The sequence below is a fragment of the uncultured Tissierella sp. genome, assembly GCF_902479755.1.
GTDB classification, from domain to species: domain Bacteria; phylum Bacillota; class Clostridia; order Tissierellales; family Tissierellaceae; genus Tissierella; species Tissierella carlieri.
Genome location: NZ_CABSQO010000043.1, coordinates 1 through 21,469, shown reverse-complemented (window position 1 = coordinate 21,469; position 21,469 = coordinate 1). Strand labels below are relative to the sequence as shown.

The following is a 21,469-nucleotide window of genomic DNA, read 5'->3' as shown; positions in this document are numbered from 1 at the left end:
CTATGAAAAGATTGAACAAAATAATATTTTTATCACTGCTGGTGTCAATAGGACTTGCATTATCAGTTTTGGAGTCAGCAATCCCATTGCCAATTACAGTGCCAGGTGCTAAGCTGGGGCTTTCTAATATGGTTATTTTAGTTACATTGATTATATTTGGCTTCAAGGAAGCTTTTATAGTAGGTATACTAAAGAGCATAGTACTTGTACTTATAACTGGCAGTATATCTAGTCTTATTTATAGTCTTGCGGGATCTATATTATCCTGCATTACAATGTTCATTGTATATAAATATTTTACTAGGATTTTTAGTCTTATAGGTGTGAGTATTTTTGGGGCAGTAGCTCATAATGTTGCTCAAGTTAGTGTAGCTGCAGCTATGATGTATAATTCTAGAATATATTCGTATCTTCCTATTCTTTTACTTACCAGTTTGTTTACTGGATATTTTGTAGGGCTTTCGTCAATCTTTATATCTAGAAACTTGAAGAAAAGTTTAAGTTCATATTTTGGATAGTTAAGGAGATAGTATGGAAAAGATAATATTAGCATCTTCTTCTCCAAGAAGAAAAGAAATACTAAATAGATATCATCTAAACCCAATAATATTCGGTGCTGAAATTGAGGAGAAACAGATAAAAGGAGAATTACCAGAGCAGGTAGCGATGTCTTTGGCATTTGAGAAATCATATTGGGTAAGTAATTATTTTAGTAATGGTGAGATAATTATTGGAGCCGATACCATAGTAGTTTCGGAGGATATGATACTAGGTAAGCCAAAGGATGAAAAAGATGCATTTAGAATTTTATCTTTATTAAATGGAAAGGAACATAGTGTAATTACTGGGATTTGCATTATTAGAGCAAATACTAATATTAAAATCATAGATTATGAAAATACGGCAGTTAGATTCAGACATTTATCAGAAGAACAAATAATGAGATATATTCATACAAATGAGCCTATGGATAAAGCAGGAGCATATGGAATCCAAGGATATGGTCAAATTTTAGTTGAGAAAATAAATGGTTGTTATTCTAATGTGGTAGGCTTGCCTCTTGGAAAGCTTGACTACTTATTAAATAAATTTTTTAACGTAAAAATATTATAGATAAGTAGGTGGATTATGGATAATAGTCTAGATTTTGAAAAAAATTACACGATTAAGGAACTTCCGATGACAGAAAGACCAAGGGAGAAACTTTATAGTCATGGCCCTGGAGCTTTATCAAATGAAGAATTATTGGCGATTATAATCAGAACAGGTAATAAAAACGATACAGCAATTGATTTGGCTAGAAAAGTTTTAAGCAGTGATGGCAGAGGACTGGTACACCTTAGAGATACTTCCTTACAGAATTTAATGAGGATTAAAGGTGTAGGTGAGTGTAAAGCAGCCCAAATTTTAGCAGCTATAGAAATAGGAAAGAGAATAAATTATCATCATGCTTTAAGTAAGGTTAGAATAAATGATCCTAGTACTATTGCAAATTTATATATGGATGAAATGAGATATTTACAGAAGGAACACTTTAAAATTATATTGTTAGATACAAAAAATCAAATTATTGTAACTGAAGAAATTTCAATAGGTACTTTAAATGCTTCTATTGTGCATCCACGAGATGTATTTAGAGCTGCTATAAAGAGAAATTCTAACTCTATGATTTTAATACATAATCATCCTAGTGGTGATCCTACTCCAAGCAATGAAGATATAAATATAACCAATCGTTTAATGGATGCTGGGAATTTAATTGGAATAAAAGTGTTAGATCACATAATAATTGGTGATAATAAATATATAAGTTTTAAAGAAAAAAATCTAATTTAAGTTTTATTTAAGGAAGGAGCAAGTAATATGGGACTATTTAATGGATTTGTAAAAGATATGGGAATAGACTTGGGAACAGCTAATACTTTAGTTTATATAAAGGGTAGAGGAATCGTAGCTAGGGAGCCTTCAGTTGTGGCTATACAAACTAATACTAAGCAGGTGTTGGCAGTAGGTGAAGAGGCTAAGAAGATGATAGGCAGAACACCAGGAAATATTGTGGCTATTAGACCATTAAAGGATGGTGTAATTGCAGATTTTGATGTCACTAAGAGTATGTTAAAGTACTTTATAAGAAAAGCTACAAAAAAAAGAACATTTTTTCAACCAAGAGTGGTAGTATGTGTACCTAGTGGAGTTACAGAAGTAGAAAAAAGGGCAGTCGAAGAAGCTGCAATACATGCAGGAGCAAGAGACGCTTATTTAATTGAAGAACCTATGGCGGCAGCTATTGGTGCTGGGTTACCTGTTCAAGAACCAACAGGGTCTATGATAGTAGATATTGGAGGAGGTACTACAGAAGTAGCAATAATATCCTTAGGTGGAATTGTTACGTCTAAATCCATTAGAGTAGGCGGAGACGAGTTAGATGAGTCAATAGTTAACTTTATTAAGAAAGAGTATAGCTTAATGATTGGTGAGCGTACAGCTGAAGAGGTTAAAATAACTATTGGATCAGCTGATGGGAACTCTGAAATATCTACAATGGAGATTAGAGGAAGAGATATGATTAGTGGTCTACCAAAGACTATAAATGTAAGCTCTAGAGAAATATATGATGCTATGAAAGAGCCGATTCACAGTATTTTAGAGGCAATAAAATCTACTTTAGAGAAAACTCCACCAGAGTTGGCTTCTGATGTGATGGAACAAGGCATAATGTTAACTGGAGGAGGAGCACTTTTAGACGGCTTAGATAGATTAATTATTGAGGAAACAGGTATGCCTGTACATATTGCAGAACAACCTTTAGATTGTGTTGCAATAGGTACAGGGAAGGCATTAGATAGTATTGAAATACTTAAAAAAACCTTATCAAATAATAAAAGAATAGGTTAAGTGGTGATTTTATGTCTTTTTTCAATAAGAATAAGGAAAGAATGATGGTGACGGCAGTTGCTATCATTCTAATTGTTATGATAGGTATTACTAGTACTGAAAGAATGGCTTTGAATAAGTTCGAAAAATTAGTTGGTAATATTCTTACACCTATTGGAAAAATATCTAATTCTATAGGTAAGAATATATCCGACTTTTTTGGCAATCTTAAAAATATTGCTAAATTAAAGGAAGAAAACGAAAGCTTAAAAAAACAAATAGCACAATTGGAAGAAGAAAACAGAAATTATTTAGAGATAATAGGTAGAACAGATTATTTAAAAAATGAAGCTAAACTTTTAGATAAGACAAGCTTTAATTTGATTTCTGCACAAATTGCAGGAAAAGAACCAGGTAATTGGTTCGATAGATTTACAATTGATAAGGGATTAAAAGATGGGATAAAAAAGGGAAGTACTGTTGTTCAAGGAATTGAGATTGAACAAAATACTGTAATAGAAGGAATCGTAGGACGTGTTGTAGATGTGGGACCTAATTGGTCAAAGGTAGTCACCGTTGTAGATGAAATTAGTAGTATTTCTTTTAAAGTTTTAAGGACACAAGATGGTGGAATAATGTCAGGTAGTATAGATGGAGAAATATCAGGTTATCTTTTTGATAATAAAGCAGATATAATCAAGGGAGATAAGCTATTTACCTCAGGTCTTGGTGGTGCTTTTGTTAAAGATATATATATTGGAGAAGTAGATGAAGTAGTTAGTGATGATGAGGATTTGATGAAAAAAATACGGGTTAAGCCTGCAATAAATTTTAAAAAAATATACAAGGTTTTTGTAATATCTGATTGAGATTGAGGGATGAATATGATTGTGCTTATACTGACAATAGTGGTTTTGTTGAATTTCTTTCTACAAAGTTCTATATTACCATATATTAGCATACTTGGAGTTGTACCAAATACAGCTCTTCTTATAGTAATTTCCATTGCATTATATAAAGGAAGATTCTATGGAGGATTTGTAGGTCTTATAATAGGAGCGGTCCAAGATATAGTTTTTAGTCCCGTAATAGGAGTAAATGCATTTATTTATTTCTTTGCAGGATACTTAGTAGGGCTAGTTGAAAATAAATTGACAAAAGAAAATATTTTTATACCTATATTATTTTCTATTTTAGGAACTATATATTATAATTTCTTTTATTATGTATTTATGTTTTTCCTTTCTAGAAACATTCCATTTTTATCATTTGCAAAGGATATATTAGTAACTGAAACAATATATAATTGTGTATTATCTATTCCAATATACAAGATTTTTTCAAAAATTTTTGTTGTGCCAACAATAAGGTTTGGCAATAGATAGAGGTGAAACAATTGAAATGGTTAGAAAAAATTTTCAATAGATATAACATTCTTACATACGTTGTTATCTTGCTAATGCTTATATTATCCTTTAGATTGGCAACATTAACTATTGTTGAAGGTGACACATATAGGGATATATCTGATAATAAAAGACTAAAGGAGATATATACTACTGCACCAAGAGGTGAGATAAGGGATAGGTATGGAAGACTTTTAGCAGGAAATAAACCTAGCTTTACTGTACAAATCTTAAAGGATGAATTAAATATAAAAGATATAGAGAAAAAAAATAACGCATTACTATCTTTAGTTAGGCTGCTAGAAGAAGATGGTGTTACTTATGTGGACGAGTTTCCAATTAATTTAAACGTGTTTAAGTATAAAAATGAGAGAGATTATTTTGATGAAGAACAAACTCCAAACGATAAAGTTATTGACATTATAATCAATCAAAATCTTTTACCAGAGTTATTAAATACTACTTATATCCATTTAGGATATAAGGAACATTATAAATTTGTAACAGCAGAGAGGGTTATTAACGCTTTAATAGATAAAGGAAAGGAAGTATCTGAGGGAGCCGTTGATGTTGAGCAATTGGTTAAATTAATCAATAATGATAAGAATATTATAAGAAGAATAGTAGACCATCCAATTTTAAGAAAACTATTATATGATATAATGGTAGAGAAAAATTTAACAGGTAACATTATTATGGAAGAATATTCACTGTCATATGATGAAGAATATAAAGAACAAAAAAGGATTTTGATGAATTCTTATGATGGAGTAACGGAAAAGACAACAGCTAGAGATGATTTTATCACAATCGTGTCTCATTCATCAATTAATAATCTTTTAGACAAAGTAATTATCAAAGAAAATGATAAGGGTAAAAAGGAAATTTTAATACCTGGTAAAATATTATTAGATATGGTATTACAAAAAGATCCAAATATACCCATTAAGGTAGAATTAAGTGAAGATAATACTACTGTAATATATAAGTATACAGGAGGCGACAATATAGGAGAGAAATCGCCTATAGATATTTTATTAGAATATAGTAAAAATACTAACACATTGGAAGAATTTATTACAAATGATAATATAAAATCTCTAGCTCAAGAACAACTTTTAAATGATGGGATAAATACTAGGATTTCAATTGCGCAAGATTTTGAATATGTATTTATTAACAATAAGAAAAGATGGTATAATGAAAATAAAATAGATGAAGACAGTACTACTGAGGAAGCTTTTAAGAAATTGAAGGAAAGACATAAAATACCTGAGTATTTAAGTAACTATGAATCTAGATCTATTCTATTGTTGTACGAGCTACTTAGTAAACAAGGGCATTTGGCTTATCAGCCAATAAATATTGCCTATGGCATAAAGGATTCTACAGTAGCGAAAATTGAAGAGGGGTTGATGGATTTCCCTGGAATACAAGTATCTATAGAGCCGGTGAGGTATTATCCAGAAGGAACTACTGCCGCTCATATGCTAGGTTATTTAGGTAAGATTAGTCAGCCAAATGAGATTAAGAAATATGTAGATGAGAAAAAGTATTCCCCAAATGATATCATTGGAAAAACGGGAGTTGAAGAAAGTTTTGAAGATATTTTAAAAGGACAAAATGGAATTAAAAGGGTTGAGGTAGATGTACTGGGGAATACAACCAAAATCCTTGATGAAAAGAAACCAATTCCTGGAGATAATATTTATTTAACAATGGATTTAAATTTACAAAAATTTTCAGAACAGGCTTTAAAACAGACCTTAGAAAAAATCCAAGTTGGTGGCACATATGAAAGTCCCTGGGGTAATTACCAATTTGGTATTAACAAGAAAAAGGGTAAACCTTATAATAATGCTACATCTGGTGCAGTAGTGGTTTTAAATGTAAAAACAGGTGAGGTTTTGTCTAGTGTAAGCTATCCTGCCTATGACCCAAATTTATTTGCAACAGGAATATCTAATACTGACTGGAAGAGTTTATTTCCAGAAAATGATAAGGACCCATTAGCACCAAGGCCATTATATAATGTTGCTACACAAACAGCAGTACAACCTGGCTCAACATTTAAGATGGTAACAGCATTAGCAGCCCTAGATAAGGGCTTAAGTCCTACTAAGAAAATAAGGGATATGGGTTATGTTGAATTAGGTGTAGGTACTAAGCCATTTGGCTGTTGGATTTGGAATCAAAGTAGGGGAACCCATGGATATGAAAATATGTATGAAGCCATTAGGGATTCTTGTAACTATTATTTCTATTCATTGGCATTTGGTAGAAATCCAAGAACTGGAGAAAATATAGGAGTTAAGCTTGAAATTGAAGATATAGTAAATTTATCTAAGCAATTGGGATTAAATGATAAAACAGGTATAGAAATAAATATACCAGCTGAAACTTCAGGAGGAGTACCTGATCCCCAAAGGAAAATAATAAACACTAAATACCTATTAAAATCAGATCTTCAAAAAAGCATACGAAACTATCTAAAAGAAGGTATAGTGTTAGATGATTATGAAATTGCAGATATAATAGAGGATATAGTTAGTTGGACAGAATTAGAAGAACCTTTGACTAGAGGTGAAGTTATTAGGAGATTAAATGCCTTTGGTATAGAACCAGAAAAAAAACTACCTAATAAAAAAGAAGGATTAGCTGATAAAATAAAATATAGCTATTTAAACCAAGCTGGTTGGAATATTTCAGATACATTGAATGTAACTATTGGTCAAGGTCAGAACTCCTATACTCCTATGCAGATGGCAAACTATATAGCAACTATATCCAACGGTGGATATAGACATACGGTAACTTTAATTGATAATATCAAAAACTATAATAATTCTAAAACGATATTTGAAAATGCTAGGGAAGCTGAGAGAATAGAATTAAATGATTATAAAAGTTTAGACCATATAAAGAAAGGTATGCTAGATGTATCCAATGATGGTTCAATGAGAAAAGTATTTGGAAATTTTCCTGTTAAAGTAGGATCTAAAACAGGTACTGCACAAAAATCTGGTGAAAACCCCTCTACTGGAGAAACTTTTGATGACTTTGCATGGTTTGTTGCTTTTGCACCCTATGATGACCCTGAAATTGCAGTAGTCTCTGTAATTTTTCAAGGAGGTAGTGGAGGTTATGCAGGACCTATGACAAGGGATATTATAGCAGAATATTTAGGTTTAAATGCAGTTGGTACTAAAGAATCATTACCTTTTAAAAGCAGTTTGGTAGAATGATAATAGAGTATAAATACAGATTATTGTGGAGGTAGTTTTGAAGGTGAAAGAAGATTTACTAAGCTTTAAGGGTGTGAAAGAAGGCATTTTTTTAAATATAAATGGTGATAATTTTCTATCAGTTAAAGAAGAATTAGATACAAAGATGAAAAATGCTTCTAATTTTTATCATGGAACAAAACTTTTAGGAATTAAATCTGAAAAATTATCTATTGAGGATTTACTAGAATTAAAGTTAATTTTAAAATACAAATATGATTTGGTAGTTTCTGAGGAGGAATTACCAAAGCATATTTTTCATCCTTCTTTAACTAACAATACGGAAAACAATTTAGAGAATGATTTTGAAGATAATACTGTGTTTAAAGGTATCCATTGTGGTATGACGAAGTTTGTAAATGGGACATTAAGGTCAGGACAAATTGTTGAGTATGATGGTAATATAGTTATAATAGGAGATGTAAATCCTGGAGCACTCATACAGGCTAAGGGTAATATAATAGTCCTAGGTACTCTTAGAGGAGTTGCCCATGCTGGAGTTGATGGCAATCTTGAGGCTATAGTTGCCTCTTATAATTTACAGCCCATGCAGTTAAGAATAGGAGACAAGATTGCTAGGCCACCAGATGAATATATAGAAACATGTGGATTACCAGAGATTGCTAAAGTGAAAGATGGAGAAGTAACAATAGAGCCTTATCTGCCAAATAAATAATTAAAGGGAGGGTAATAAATGGATAAAGAAAAACTAGGAACTGCTATAGTTATCACTTCGGGTAAGGGTGGAGTTGGTAAAACAACTACATCAGCAAATATTGGGACGGGCTTAGCTATTTTAGGAAAATCTGTAGTTGTTGTTGATGCAGATATTGGATTAAGAAACTTGGATGTAGTTATGGGACTAGAAAATAGAATAGTTTATGATATAGTAGATGTTGTAGAGAAAAATTGTAGGCTAAAGCAGGCTTTAATAAGAGATAAAAGATATGAAAAACTATATCTTTTACCCGCAGCTCAAACTAAGGACAAGTCTGCTGTTAGTCCAGAACAAATGCTAGATTTAGTTAATGATTTAAAGAAAGATTTTGATTATATTATAATAGATTCGCCTGCAGGAATAGAGCAAGGTTTTCAAAATTCTATAGCTGGAGCAGATATAGCATTAATAGTAACAACTCCAGAGATATCTGCTGTCAGAGATGCTGATAGAGTTATCGGATTACTTGAATCAAAGGGATTACATAATCCTAAATTGATAATTAATAGAATTAGGCAGGAAATGGTTAAGAGAGGAGATATGATGAATATGGATGATATCATAGATATCCTAGCTATCGATCTTTTAGGAATCGTACCAGATGATGAAGCCATAGTTATATCTACAAACAAGGGGGAACCAGTAGTAATTGATGAAAAGGCATTATCAGGAAAAGCCTATAGAAATATAACCAGAAGAATAATAGGGGATGAAGTAGAATTATTAGACTTAGATATAAATGAAGAAGGAAAGCTAAGTAAAATCCTGAAATTATTATTTGGTAAATAGGAGGGGAGATTCTTGGATCTATTTAAATTGTTTGGTAAAAAAGAGGAGAAGAGCAAGAATGTAGCTAAGGAAAGATTAAAATTAGTATTAGTTCACGATAGAGCAGATCTCTCACCTAAATTTTTAGATATGATTAAAGGTGATATTATTAGGGTAATATCTGAATATGCTGATATAGATGAAGAGGGATTAGATATCAAATTAACAAGAATGAAAAGGGACATAGACAGTTCTACGATTTCTGCTCTAGTAGCAAATATTCCTATATTAAAGGTAAAAGACAACCAATAAATGATAAATTAAATTTAGTATTGATAAATTTTATACTATACAGTATAATAAGTAAGTGTAAAATACAAAAGAAAAAAATTTTTAATTTACAGGAGGAAGAAAATGAAAAAAAGAATTTTAGCTTTAATGTTAGCATTAGCATTAATGACAGTTGTATTTACTGGATGCGCTAAAAAGGAAGCTACACCACCGGTTGATGAAAGTAAACCAGTTGATAGTACTACACCAGAAAATGAAGCAAAAGGCGATTTAGTAGATGGTACTTACTTAGTTAAAATGCCAGTTAGTGATCATGGAAATTATCCTATGGCAAAACTAGAAGTAAAAGATGGACAAGTAGCATCTTTAGACTATAATGAATATTTAGCAGCTTCAGGAGAAGCTAAAAATGAATCTAACTATCCTTACGCTGAAGGTCTTGCTGTAATCAAAGATTTAAACACTCAATTCAATGAAAAGAAAGACCTTAATGCAGTAGATTTTGATGCAGTTACTGGAGCAACTCATACTAAGGGTAGCTTTAAAGAAGTAGCTCAAATGTTATTAGATAAGGCTGCTAAAGGTGAAACATATGAGGCAGTTTACAAAGATGGAGTTTATGAAGCTAAAGCTGCAGAAGCTAGCCATGGTTGGTTAGCAGAAGTTAAAGTAAGAGTTCAAGATGGCCAAATCGTAGGAGTTGACTATGTTGAAGTAGCTGTGGAAGATGCAGAAGGAGTTAAAAAAGGAGATTTAAAATCAGCTGATAATTACTCATATGCAACTCCATTTGAAGTAATCCCAGCAGTTCAAAAATTAATAATCGATAATAATGGAACAGAAAATCTTAACGTAGATGGTATTGCAGGAGCAACAAATACAAGAGATGGTATGATAGAACTAGTAAATCAAGCATTAAGTTCAGCAAAATAAGAAAAATTTCTATCTAAGATTAGGTAACTTTTCTTGGAACTCATATACGGAAAGTTGAATATATGAAGCTTTAAGGTATAACTTTCCTATTTGTTATAAGAATAAATAAAACCCTAACTAAAAGTTAGGGTTTTTTCAAATGATATGGAGTGATTAAATGAGAAGGAAAAGACATATTGGATTAGTTATCTTTCTGGCTTTAATATTTACTACTACGGGATGCATAAAGAGACAGGATTCAAAGGGTGCTAAACTCCCAAAGGGATCAGAGCCCATATCTAGAACAGAATTTTTAATGGATACTGTAATGACTATTAAGTTATATGATAAAACTGATGAGAAAATTTTAGATAAGGTGTTTTCTAGATTGGAAGAGATAGAAAGCAGAATGAGTGTTACACTAAAAGATAGTGATGTAAGTAAAATAAATGATAATGCAGGAATAAAACCTATTACAGTTAGTGAAGACACGTATTTTGTAATAAAGGAAGCAAAGCACTATGCAGAGATTTCAAATGGTGCTTATGATCCTACAATTGGCCCTCTAGTAGATTTATGGAATATAGTGTCTGGTGAAAAGGAGAGGGAATTCATTCCATCAGATAAAGAAATAGAAGAAAAAAAAGCACTTGTTAACTATAAAAATTTAGAATTACTAGATAATAACCAAATATTTCTTAAAGAGAAGAACATGAAAATAAATCTAGGAGGTATAGTAAAAGGTTATGCTGCTGATGAAGTTAAGAGAATATTAACGGAAAATGGAGCGAATACCGCTATCATTGATTTAGGTGGCAATGTTTTTGCACATGGGGAAAAACTAGATGGTTCCTCTTGGAATATTGGGATACAAAATCCATTTGAATTTACTGGGAATTATTTAGGGATAATTCAAGTAAAAGATAAATCAATAGTTACTTCTGGTGATTATGAAAGATTCTTTGAATATAAAGGAAAAAGATATCATCATATTTTAGATGCTAAGACAGGATATCCTTCAGAAAATGAAATAACAGGAGTAAGTATTATTTCTAGTAAATCAATAGATGGAGATGCTTTATCTACAACATTATTTGTACTTGGACTTGATCGTGGAATGGAATTAGTAAATTCACTAGAGAGCGTAGAAGCTATCTTCGTTACAAAGGATAAGTCTGTTTATCTAACTGAAAATTTAAAGGGCAAATTTACTTTAAAGGATGGTAATACATCTTTTATTATAAAGGAATATTAAATTTGGTATAAAATCCACTTCAGATAAATAAAATATTATTAATTGAGGTGGGTGATAATATGGATAAAAGAAATTATAAGTTGAACAAAAATTTATTTAAATATAGTAATGGTTACTATAATAAATTGATAAGTAGAATGATTTTTGTTTTAGTTACTTTGTTAATTATTTTAGCAATAAGGATGATGAATACTAAAGCAACAAATAATATTATTAAGATTATTGAAAAAAATATATCTTATGATTTTAGTTTAAAAGAAGATGGAAAAAAGGTAAAAGATTATTTAGTAAAAGTAGTAGCTGATTCTAAAGACACAATAGAAGAATTTACAGATCAATTTAACAAGAATAATAAATCAGATTAATACCTCGGGAAATTTCCCGAGGTATTAATCTGATAAGAAAATGCTACTACTAATATCAATGAAAAAGTGATAAGATAATATTTATAGTATTAATGAAAGGTGGAAACAAATGATAGACAAAAAAGTTCTAGATAGGATTCTAAATAAAGTTGAAAAACCAGCTAGATATATAGGAATGGAACAAAACTCTGTGATAAAAGACTTAAATAAAGTGAAGGTGAAATTTGCATTTTCCTTTCCAGATGTATACGATGTAGGAATGTCCCATTTAGGGCTTCATATATTATATAATCTAATAAATGAAGAAGATGAATTTGTATGTGAAAGAGTATTTGCACCTTGGATAGATATGGAAAATGAAATGAGAAAAGAAAATCTTCCTCTTTTTACTTTAGAGAATAAAGAAGAAGTAAGAAATTTTGATTTTTTAGGATTTACATTGCAATATGAGATGAGTTATACAAATATATTAAATATTTTAGATTTATCTAATATTCCCTTATTATCAAAGGATAGAAGTGATGAGGACCCATTCGTTATAGCAGGAGGACCATGTGCTTACAATCCAGAGCCCATAGCAGAATTTATAGATTTCTTTGTAATCGGTGAAGGGGAAGAAGTTACATTGGAAATTCTTAAATTATATAGAGAAGAAAAGGAAAAAGAATGGAATAGAGAACAATTTTTAAAAGAAGTGGCTAAATTAGAAGGAATATATGTACCAAAGTTCTATGACATAATATACAATGATGATGGAACTATTAAAGAAAGGGTAGCCTTAGATGAAGTAGTTCCAAAGGTAATAAAGAAAAGGATGATAAAGGATCTTGACTCAATGTTTGTGCCGGAGAAAATGATTGTACCGTTCATTGAAACAGTTCATGATAGAGTTGTTATGGAAATATTTAGAGGCTGTACTCGTGGATGTAGATTTTGTCAAGCAGGTATGATTTATAGACCTATAAGAGAAAAGTCAGTAGATAAGATAGTGGAGTTAGCAGATAAATTGGTTGAAAGCACAGGATATGAAAATGTTTCACTGTCATCCCTTAGCTCTTGTGATTATTCTGAATTATATTTATTAATCTCAAAATTAATGGATAGATTTGAGGAGAAAAAAGTAGGAGTTTCTTTACCATCATTAAGGCTAGATTCATTTAGTATAGATATATTAAAAGAAATTGAGAAAGTTAGAAAATCAGGATTGACTTTTGCACCTGAAGCTGGCAGCCAAAGGCTCAGAGACGTAATTAATAAAGGAATTACTGAAGAAGATTTAATTAATACAGTTTCTTATGTGTTTAAGGAAGGATGGTCTACTATTAAATTATATTTTATGATTGGATTGCCTACTGAAACTGATGAAGATGTAATGGGTATAAAGGAATTAGCTTATAAAGTTAAAGATATATTTTTTGATTTGCCAAAGGAAGAGAGAAAAGGTAATTTAAAGGTAACAGCCAGTGCATCTTGTTTCGTACCTAAGCCTTTTACACCTTTTCAATGGATGGGGCAGGATTCAATAGATGAATTCTATAGAAAAATTTATTTGGTAAAAAATAGCATAAAGGACAGCAAGGTAGTATTTAACTACCATGATCCTAAATTAAGTTTCTTAGAGGCGGTAATTGCTCGTGGAGATAGAAAAATATCAAAATTAATATTAAAAGCATGGGAAAAAGGATGTAAATTTGATGGTTGGTCAGAGCATTTTAAATATGATACTTGGATTGAGGCTATGAGTGAAGAAGATATAGATAGTGATTTCTATGCTTTAAGAAATAGAAGCCTTGAAGAAATTTTGCCTTGGGATTTCATAAACCCAGGAGTATCTAAAGATTATCTAATAAGAGAGTACAATAAATCCCTTGAGGAACAGATTACAGGAGATTGTAGATTACAATGTAGAGGTTGTGGAATAAAGGGATGTACGATGACTGGTGGTGGAAATAATTGATTTTAAGAGTTGCATTTAATAAGAAGAATTATCTAAAATATATTGGACATTTAGATTTGATGAGATTATTCCATAGATCATTTAATAGAGCAGGTGTTCCTATAAAATATTCTGAGGGATTTAATCCTCATCCAAAGTTTTCAATAGGAAATCCCCTATCCCTTGGTATCGAATCTGAAGAGGAATATATGGATATAGATATTGATTACATCCCAGTAGATGAGTTTATAAAAAAGGTGAACGCTGTATTGCCTAATGATATTCAAATAATAAGGGGTGAATATCTTGAAAAAGAAGAATCCATAGCATCTTTAATAGCTTGGGCTTTTTATGAAATAAACTTCAATATAGATAAGAAGAAAGAAAAAGAAAACTTAGAAGGCATATTTATAAAATGGTTGTCTCAAGAAGAAATAATTATTACTAGATTGAGAAAAAAAGGAAAGAAGAAAGTTGAAAAAGAAGAGAATATTAAAAGCTTTATAGGAAATCTTGTTATTAAAGAAATTAGGGATACAAGTATAACAATAGATACTTTATTAAGGTCTGGAGGTAATGGGAATTTAAAACCGCTAGACTTTATAGAAGCTCTAAATAGAGATACTTTCCTTAATATAGATATGGATTCTGTAACTACAAAAAGATTGGCTCTGTATGCAGAAAAGGATAATAATATATATAAGCCGTTATAAGATGGGAGAATTGTGATGAGGTATATTTTTATTGATTCTCTAGGTGGAGTTAATAGAGTGGGTATTGTGGAAGACAATAGACTTATAGAATTTCATTTAGAAGAACAAGATAGTAAGATAGTTGGAAATATTTATAGAGGAAGAGTAACTAATGTGTTACAAGGTATGGAGGCGGCCTTTGTAGATATTGGTGAGTCTAAAAATGCCTACTTATATGTAAAGGATGCTCTGTCTAGGGAACTTTTATATGATGGAAGGATATATAAGATATCTGAAGTCATTAAATCTGGTCAAGAAGTAATAGTACAGGTCATAAAGGAACCATCGGGTAACAAAGGAGCAAAGGTAACAACTCATATTGAAATACCAGGTAGATATTTAGTATTCACGCCATTTTCTAATAAAATAAATATATCTAAAAAAATTACATGTTCTAAGGAAGCAGAAAGCCTGAGGGATATAGGAAAAAGAATTATAAAGGATGGCATGGGAGTAATTTTTAGAACAGCTTCAGAGGCAATAGAGGAATCTGTACTAAAGGAAGAATATGATATTCTATATAATATCTATGCCAAGATTCAAAAAGAAAAGAACTTTTTGCCTTGTCCCAAGCTTCTCTATAAAGAACCTAGCTTAGACTATCAGATAATAAGAGATAGCTATGATGATGCTATGGAAAAGATCATCGTAAACAATAAGAAAGTATATGATAATTTAGTTTTAATGGAGGAAATTTATCCATTTAAATTTTCCAATAAAATAGAATTAAATACAGATTTTTCAATAGCTTATGATACTGGAATTCAATTAGATTTAAAAATGGCACTACAAAGAATGGTTCCCCTCAAATCTGGGGGATATATAGTTATAGATGAGACTGAGGCCTTGACTGCAATAGATGTTAATACTGGAAAATTTGTTGGCACCAACTCTTTAGGAGATACTATATTAAAAACTAATATAGAAGCCGCTGAAGAGATAGCAAGACAAATTAGACTACGAGATATTGGAGGCATTATAATAGTAGATTTTATAGATATGAAGAGTAAAAACGATATTTCAACAGTGCTATCTACCTTTAAGAAGTATTTAAAAAAGGATAAAATAAAGACAAATATTATAGGGATTACAAAACTTGGTCTTGTTGAGCTAACAAGAAAGAAAATAAGAAGATCACTATCTAAAGATTTCTATAAAAAATGTCCGAAATGTGAAGGCAGGGGAAACATTACTAAATAGAATTAGGTATTGACAATCCTAGATATATTTGTTAAAATACTTTGGTGTAGAGCCGCTCAATCTGGGTTTAAGTCCTAACGGCACCCTGTATTGGCGAGACTGGGTTAGAGGAGGTGCAATTTTACATGTATGCTGTAATAGAAACTGGTGGTAAACAATATAGAGTTCAACAAGGCGATGTTGTTTTCGTAGAGAAAATAAATGCAGAAGAAGGCACAAATGTAAACTTTGATAAAGTTCTTTTAGTGTCTAAAGAAGGCGAGATAGTTGCTGGTAAGCCTTATGTTGATGGTGCTAAAGTTGAAGCTGTTGTTTTAGAACAAGGAAAGGCTAAAAAAATCGTTGTTTTCAAATATAAGCCTAAGAAAAACATTAGAAAGAAACAAGGACATCGTCAACCATTTACTAAAGTAAGAATCGAAAATATTGTTGGCTAATCTTATGATAATAGCCAAAATATATAGGGATAAAAATAATTACATTAAAAAATATACCATAGAAGGACATGCAGATTATGACTCATATGGTAAAGATATAGTATGTGCTGCTATATCAGTGCTCTCTCAAACGACTCTATTATCTTTAGTGGAGGTTTGTGAAATAGAGGAAAATACTATTAAGTATTCCATAGATGAAAAAACAGGGTTTCTTGACGTAGAATTACCTAAGAATATAGAAAAACTTAAATTAGATAAAGCACAGGTCCTATTAGAATCGTTAGTAGTAGGGATTAATTCAGTAATAGAAAGTTACCCAGAGTATGTAGCACTCAAGAATGGGGAGGTGTAATTGATGATTAAATTGAATTTACAATTATTTGCTTCTAAAAAAGGAGTAGGTAGTTCCAGAAATGGTAGAGATAGTGAAGCTAAAAGATTAGGTGTTAAGAGAGGCGATGGACAATTCGTTTTAGCTGGAAATATCCTAGTTAGACAAAGAGGTACTAAAATACACCCTGGAAATAATGTAGGTAAAGGTGGAGACGATACTTTATTTGCAACTGTCGATGGTGTAGTTAGATTTGAAAGAAAAGGTAGAGATAAAAAACAAGTTAGTGTTTATCCTGCAGAGGAATTAGCGTAAATTTTAAGCTTACCATCATGGTAAGCTTATATTTTTTATAGTAGGAAAATTCTACTTCATTTTAGATTAAATTTGACCTAAGAGATTTTATAAAGGACTTCCTTAATCTGCTGATATTTCAATGATAAATTTTTTTATTTGAACTTTTTATATAACACTGTTTTAGTATAAAATCCTTATATTAGAATAAAATAATCAGGACGATTTAGAATTAAAATTAATTTAAGTTCAATATAATAATTGACAGACTTAGTAAAATTGGTATAATAAATTTATCGATTTGTAAAAATAAAAAATACAGAGAAAAGTAACTAATAAGGATGATGAGATTATGTTTATAGACGTGGCCAAAATACATGTCAAAGCTGGCAAAGGTGGAGATGGTATTGTAGCCTGGAGACGGGAAAAATATGAACCGGCTGGAGGACCTTATGGAGGAGACGGCGGTAATGGAGGCAGTATAATCCTAAAAGCTGATGAGGGGATTAGGACACTGATGGATTTCAGGTATAAGCGTTCTTATACTGGACAGAATGGTGAAGATGGAAGAACCAAGAAACAATTTGGAAAAGCTGGAGAAGATATTATACTAAAGGTACCTGTTGGAACCTTAGTGAAAGATGCAAATACTGAAGGTGTAATAGTAGATCTTAAAGAAAAGGATCAGATATTTGTCATAGCAAGAGGAGGTAGAGGAGGTAGAGGAAACGCTAAGTTTGCCACTGCCACACGTCAAGCACCTGGGTTTGCGGAGCCAGGTACGAAAGGGCAAGAAAGAGATATAACATTAGAATTGAAACTTCTTGCAGATGTAGGACTTATAGGATTTCCTAATGTGGGAAAATCAACTATACTTTCAATTGTTTCAGCAGCAAAACCTAAAATAGCAAATTATCACTTTACAACTCTAAAACCAAATCTTGGGGTTGTTAGGGTGGGTGAAGAAAAATCTTTTGTTATAGCAGATATTCCTGGATTAATTGAGGGGGCTCACCAAGGGGCTGGTCTAGGTCATGATTTCTTAAGGCATATTGAAAGGACTAGGGTCCTTGTACATGTCTTAGACACATCTGGTAGCGAAGGCAGAGATCCTGTGGAGGACTTTTATAAGATAAATGAGGAGTTAGGTCAATATAATATTAAACTAATAGATAAGCCACAAATCATAGTGGCAAATAAGATGGATATACTAGGGGCAGAGGAAGGTTTAGCGAAGATTAAAAAAGAATTTGAACCTAAGGGTTATAAAATATATCCTGTTTCTGCTGCAACATCAGGAGGAATAGATGAACTTAAATATGCTATATGGGACTTGCTCTCTAATACTGAAATTATCTATGAAACTTTTGATGAACAATTTATGCACGAAGAAGATATTGATACCTCAATAATTGTGAAGAAAGAAGATGGTAATTATATTGTAGAAGGAGCATTTATTGAAAGACTTTTAGGTTCAACTTATTTTGACGATGTAGATTCTTTAAGATATTTCCAAGACATGTTGAGAAAAAAAGGAGTAATAGATGAACTTAAAGAATTAGGAATACAGGAGTATGAATCTGTATTTATCTGTGGATATGAATTTGAATTCTTTGATTAAATGGAGGGTAAGTTATCAAAATGGACTGCTTAAGCTGTGGAAACTGTAAAGAAAATCAACCAACATATTATTGCTTAATGAAAAATGAGGTAGTAATAAATGAAAATTATAGGCCAGGAGAAAAGTCAAGAACAGGTTGGAAGAAAGGTAATACAGACTACGAAAAGCATAGAAGACAAAGAAAAGAAATAGAAGTTTAGATTAGAGGAGTGGATCAGTTGTTAACAGGAAAACAAAGATCTTATTTGAAAAGTATTGCAAATACTATGGATCCAATATTTCAAGTGGGAAAAAATGGAATAACAGAGAACTTTATTAAACAAGTTGAAGATGCTTTAGAGGCAAGAGAATTAGTAAAGATAAAGGTACTAAATAATAGTTTATTAGATGCAACTGAAGTTGCAAGTCAAATTGCTGAAGAAATAGATGCAGAGTTTGTCCAAAGTATCGGAAATAAATTTGTTTTGTATAAAGAATCTAGAGAAAATAAAAAAATCGAATTACCAAATTAAAGGAAATTATAAACTTCAGAATCTTACATATTTCTGAAGTTTAATTATTACTTGAGGAGGAAATCAATGAAAATTGGAGTAATGGGAGGCACTTTTGATCCTATTCATAATGGACATTTAATAGGGGCAGAATATGTCAGAACTTCCTTAAACCTAGATAAGCTAATTTTTGTGCCATCAGGTGTACATCCTTTTAAAGATAATAAAGGCATTAGCGAATCAAGGAAAAGAACAGATATGATTTCATTAGCTATAGATTCAAATGAATATTTTGAAATATCATTTATAGAAATTAATAGGGTTGGTATTACCTATACTATTGATACTATAATGAAAATAAAAGAAGAATATAGAGATGATGAAATATATTTTATAATTGGTTCCGATATTCTTTTCGAAATAAATAAATGGAGGAACTTTGAAGAGCTTATATGTTTATGTAAATTTATTTTACTCTATAGACCAGGAAAAGAAGATGAAAGTATAGATAATAAAATTAAGGAATTAAATTTACTTTATGGAGTTAAGTTTGAAAAGGTTAATTCGCCACTTATTGAAATTTCTTCTACTGAAATTAGAAATAGAGTTAGAAATAGATTAAGCATAAAATATCTTGTACCTGAATTAGTTGAAAATTATATTTTAGAACACAATCTATATAATAGGGAGAATATAGATGGATAAATCTTTGGAAGATAAATTAATAAAAAGCATAGGAGAAAAAAGATATAACCATTCAATAAGAGTTATGCAGACTGCTATAGAACTTGCCCAAACTTATAATATTGATATAGAAAAAACTAAAACAGCTGCAATCTTACACGATTGTGCTAAGATAATTGATGAAACATATTTGTTGAAAAGGGCATCTGACTTTGATATAATTTTAGATGCTTGTATGGAATACAATCATGAACTTATCCATGGACCTCTTGGAGCTAAAATAGCAAAAGAAGAATATGGAATAAAAGATAGTGAAATATTAGATGCAATTTATTATCATACTATTGGTAAAGAAAAAATGAGTATATTAGATAAGATAATTTATATGGCTGACTATATAGAACCATATAGAAATTTTCCAGGTGTTGAGGAAGTGAGAAGATTAGCCTTCGATAATTTAGATAAAGCTCTTTTATTAGCTATGGAAAAAACAATAATCTTTTTAATTGAAAGAAATAAAGTGATTCATCCTGATACTATAAGAGCAAGAAACTATTTAATAATAGAATCTAGATTAGATAAATAAAAGATATATTCTATTAATATAAGGTGGTTAAAAGGACTAAGACTTTGAGTGATTGCGTAAAGATAAGATTAAGGTAAGAAAAATTGATTGGAGGGGGTAAATTATGCTGGATTTAGAAAACAAATTATCCATTATTACTAAAGCATGTGAAGATAAGAAAGCACTTGATATTAAGGTGCTAAATATATCAAAATTAACACCTATTGCAGATTATTTTATAATTGCAAGTGGAAATTCATCTACTCAGGTAATGGCAATAGCTGATGAGGTGGAGGATAAGATGATTGAGGCAGGGACTGGTGAAGTTGTAAAAGAAGGATATCAAAGTGGAAGATGGATATTATTGGATTTTAATGATATAATAGTTCATATATTCCATAAAGAAGAAAGAGAATTTTATAACCTAGAAAGACTATGGTCTGATGAAAAGGAAAGAAATAATCTAAACTAAAGGAGGACAAATAATGACTTTAAGATTTTTATCAACAGAAAAGGCACCATCAGCAGTTGGTCCATATTCACAAGGAGTAAAATCTGAGAATATAATTTATTCATCTGGACAACTGCCAATAGACCCTGAGACTGGGGAGTTATCTAAGGGTGATATACAAAAAGAAACTAGATTATGCTTGGAGAATGTAAAAGCTGTTTTAGAAGCTGGTCATGCAAATATTGAAAATATAGTTAAGGTAACAGTATTTGTTACTGATATGAATGATTTTTCTAAAATAAATGAAGTTTATGCAGAATTTTTTGGAGATCATAAGCCGGCAAGATCCTTAGTACAAGTAGCAGCTTTACCTAAGGGTGCAGATATCGAAATTGAAGCTATAGCAATAATATAAATAAAAACCTAGCTTAGTTGAGTTTATATGTTCTTATTAAGTAGACAGATAAGGAATAAAAATCTGTTTATGAGGTAGGAACATTTTTTATTATAAAATTTTGTAATTCTAATCACCTCTATTAAGAGATTTTACTAGATATTATTCATATTATTTTTAGAAAGTATATTACCAAATGATATAAAAAACATACTATATACTATGAATTCAAATCTTATCTTATTAGAAGCAGGGATTATCACTTGAATAAGTAAAAAGTATTATAAGAAATTGGATTTAATCTAACAAAGAACTAATCTATTAGGCATAATAAGACGTATTTTAATATATATTAGAAAAGTATAATAAGGATGTAAAGCAAAGTTAAATTTATTATATTTTACAATAACATAATAGGTCTAAATGAAATAGTATATAAA

Annotated in this window: 26 protein-coding genes; all 26 read left to right on the top strand. The window is 30.8% G+C overall.

Annotated features, from left to right (window positions below; translation table 11 throughout):
* The first annotated feature begins 2 nt into the window (after window positions 1-2).
* The 26 genes from RDK80_RS17180 (at window position 3) to RDK80_RS17055 (ending at window position 21,050) form a co-directional block, all read left to right on the top strand.
* A complete protein-coding gene (locus RDK80_RS17180) occupies window positions 3-518 on the top strand; it encodes a Gx transporter family protein (protein WP_094899374.1) in 516 nt (171 codons plus the stop codon).
* Window positions 519-531: 13 nt separating this feature from the next.
* Complete coding sequence (locus RDK80_RS17175) at window positions 532-1,113, top strand: nucleoside triphosphate pyrophosphatase (protein WP_094899376.1); 582 nt, start codon at window positions 532-534, stop codon at window positions 1,111-1,113.
* Window positions 1,114-1,128: 15 nt separating this feature from the next.
* Window positions 1,129-1,836: a DNA repair protein RadC gene (gene radC / locus RDK80_RS17170; RefSeq protein ID WP_094899377.1), complete on the top strand. Its 708-nt coding sequence runs from the start codon at window positions 1,129-1,131 to the stop codon at window positions 1,834-1,836.
* 27 nt (window positions 1,837-1,863) lie between these two features.
* Window positions 1,864-2,895: a rod shape-determining protein gene (locus RDK80_RS17165; protein ID WP_308524982.1), complete on the top strand. Its 1,032-nt coding sequence runs from the start codon at window positions 1,864-1,866 to the stop codon at window positions 2,893-2,895.
* An 11-nt stretch (window positions 2,896-2,906) separates the two neighbouring features.
* A complete protein-coding gene (gene mreC / locus RDK80_RS17160; protein WP_094899379.1) occupies window positions 2,907-3,743 on the top strand; it encodes a rod shape-determining protein MreC in 837 nt (278 codons plus the stop codon).
* A gap of 15 nt (window positions 3,744-3,758) precedes the next feature.
* Window positions 3,759-4,259 (top strand): rod shape-determining protein MreD, encoded by a 501-nt coding sequence (gene mreD / locus RDK80_RS17155; protein WP_308524981.1) that lies wholly within the window; start codon window positions 3,759-3,761, stop codon window positions 4,257-4,259.
* Between the two features lie 11 nt (window positions 4,260-4,270).
* Entirely contained in the window at window positions 4,271-7,525 is a 3,255-nt protein-coding gene (locus RDK80_RS17150; RefSeq protein ID WP_094899382.1) for a penicillin-binding transpeptidase domain-containing protein, read from the top strand.
* Window positions 7,526-7,568: 43 nt separating this feature from the next.
* A complete protein-coding gene (locus tag RDK80_RS17145; RefSeq protein WP_235601214.1) occupies window positions 7,569-8,240 on the top strand; it encodes a septum site-determining protein MinC in 672 nt (223 codons plus the stop codon).
* An 18-nt stretch (window positions 8,241-8,258) separates the two neighbouring features.
* Window positions 8,259-9,071: a septum site-determining protein MinD gene (gene minD, locus RDK80_RS17140; RefSeq protein ID WP_094899386.1), complete on the top strand. Its 813-nt coding sequence runs from the start codon at window positions 8,259-8,261 to the stop codon at window positions 9,069-9,071.
* Window positions 9,072-9,083: 12 nt separating this feature from the next.
* Window positions 9,084-9,362 (top strand): cell division topological specificity factor MinE, encoded by a 279-nt coding sequence (minE, locus tag RDK80_RS17135; RefSeq protein ID WP_094899388.1) that lies wholly within the window; start codon window positions 9,084-9,086, stop codon window positions 9,360-9,362.
* Between the two features lie 102 nt (window positions 9,363-9,464).
* Window positions 9,465-10,274, top strand: coding sequence for an FMN-binding protein (locus RDK80_RS17130; RefSeq protein WP_094899390.1), 810 nt, complete (start codon window positions 9,465-9,467; stop codon window positions 10,272-10,274).
* 157 nt (window positions 10,275-10,431) lie between these two features.
* Window positions 10,432-11,508: an FAD:protein FMN transferase gene (locus RDK80_RS17125; RefSeq protein WP_308524980.1), complete on the top strand. Its 1,077-nt coding sequence runs from the start codon at window positions 10,432-10,434 to the stop codon at window positions 11,506-11,508.
* A 59-nt stretch (window positions 11,509-11,567) separates the two neighbouring features.
* Entirely contained in the window at window positions 11,568-11,873 is a 306-nt protein-coding gene (locus RDK80_RS17120) for a hypothetical protein (RefSeq protein ID WP_094899394.1), read from the top strand.
* Window positions 11,874-11,982: 109 nt separating this feature from the next.
* Window positions 11,983-13,830, top strand: a complete 1,848-nt coding sequence (locus RDK80_RS17115) for a TIGR03960 family B12-binding radical SAM protein (RefSeq protein WP_308524979.1) — start codon at window positions 11,983-11,985, stop codon at window positions 13,828-13,830.
* Window positions 13,827-14,522 carry a TIGR03936 family radical SAM-associated protein gene (locus RDK80_RS17110; protein WP_308524978.1) on the top strand — a complete coding sequence of 232 codons (696 nt, stop codon included), beginning with the start codon at window positions 13,827-13,829 and terminating at the stop codon, window positions 14,520-14,522. The genes RDK80_RS17115 and RDK80_RS17110 overlap by 4 nt, the downstream gene beginning before the upstream one ends.
* Window positions 14,523-14,537: 15 nt before the next feature.
* Window positions 14,538-15,761: an Rne/Rng family ribonuclease gene (locus RDK80_RS17105; RefSeq protein WP_094899398.1), complete on the top strand. Its 1,224-nt coding sequence runs from the start codon at window positions 14,538-14,540 to the stop codon at window positions 15,759-15,761.
* 125 nt (window positions 15,762-15,886) lie between these two features.
* Window positions 15,887-16,198: a 50S ribosomal protein L21 gene (gene rplU / locus RDK80_RS17100; RefSeq protein ID WP_094899400.1), complete on the top strand. Its 312-nt coding sequence runs from the start codon at window positions 15,887-15,889 to the stop codon at window positions 16,196-16,198.
* 4 nt (window positions 16,199-16,202) lie between these two features.
* Window positions 16,203-16,550 carry a ribosomal-processing cysteine protease Prp gene (locus tag RDK80_RS17095; RefSeq protein WP_308524977.1) on the top strand — a complete coding sequence of 116 codons (348 nt, stop codon included), beginning with the start codon at window positions 16,203-16,205 and terminating at the stop codon, window positions 16,548-16,550.
* 3 nt (window positions 16,551-16,553) lie between these two features.
* The gene (gene rpmA, locus RDK80_RS17090) at window positions 16,554-16,844 is read left to right on the top strand and encodes a 50S ribosomal protein L27 (protein WP_094899405.1); all 291 of its coding nucleotides are present in this window, start codon (window positions 16,554-16,556) and stop codon (window positions 16,842-16,844) included.
* Window positions 16,845-17,175: 331 nt separating this feature from the next.
* Window positions 17,176-18,444 carry a GTPase ObgE gene (gene obgE / locus RDK80_RS17085; RefSeq protein WP_216556236.1) on the top strand — a complete coding sequence of 423 codons (1,269 nt, stop codon included), beginning with the start codon at window positions 17,176-17,178 and terminating at the stop codon, window positions 18,442-18,444.
* 20 nt (window positions 18,445-18,464) lie between these two features.
* The gene (locus RDK80_RS17080; protein ID WP_094899407.1) at window positions 18,465-18,644 is read left to right on the top strand and encodes a hypothetical protein; all 180 of its coding nucleotides are present in this window, start codon (window positions 18,465-18,467) and stop codon (window positions 18,642-18,644) included.
* Window positions 18,645-18,662: 18 nt separating this feature from the next.
* The gene (gene yhbY / locus RDK80_RS17075; RefSeq protein WP_094899410.1) at window positions 18,663-18,956 is read left to right on the top strand and encodes a ribosome assembly RNA-binding protein YhbY; all 294 of its coding nucleotides are present in this window, start codon (window positions 18,663-18,665) and stop codon (window positions 18,954-18,956) included.
* 66 nt (window positions 18,957-19,022) lie between these two features.
* The gene (gene nadD / locus RDK80_RS17070) at window positions 19,023-19,640 is read left to right on the top strand and encodes a nicotinate-nucleotide adenylyltransferase (protein ID WP_094899412.1); all 618 of its coding nucleotides are present in this window, start codon (window positions 19,023-19,025) and stop codon (window positions 19,638-19,640) included.
* A complete protein-coding gene (yqeK, locus tag RDK80_RS17065) occupies window positions 19,633-20,205 on the top strand; it encodes a bis(5'-nucleosyl)-tetraphosphatase (symmetrical) YqeK (protein ID WP_308524976.1) in 573 nt (190 codons plus the stop codon). Before nadD ends, yqeK begins: the two co-directional genes overlap by 8 nt.
* A gap of 103 nt (window positions 20,206-20,308) precedes the next feature.
* Complete coding sequence (gene rsfS, locus RDK80_RS17060) at window positions 20,309-20,656, top strand: ribosome silencing factor (RefSeq protein WP_094899416.1); 348 nt, start codon at window positions 20,309-20,311, stop codon at window positions 20,654-20,656.
* A 13-nt stretch (window positions 20,657-20,669) separates the two neighbouring features.
* Window positions 20,670-21,050 (top strand): RidA family protein, encoded by a 381-nt coding sequence (locus RDK80_RS17055; RefSeq protein ID WP_094899418.1) that lies wholly within the window; start codon window positions 20,670-20,672, stop codon window positions 21,048-21,050.
* Window positions 21,051-21,469: the final 419 nt, after the last annotated feature.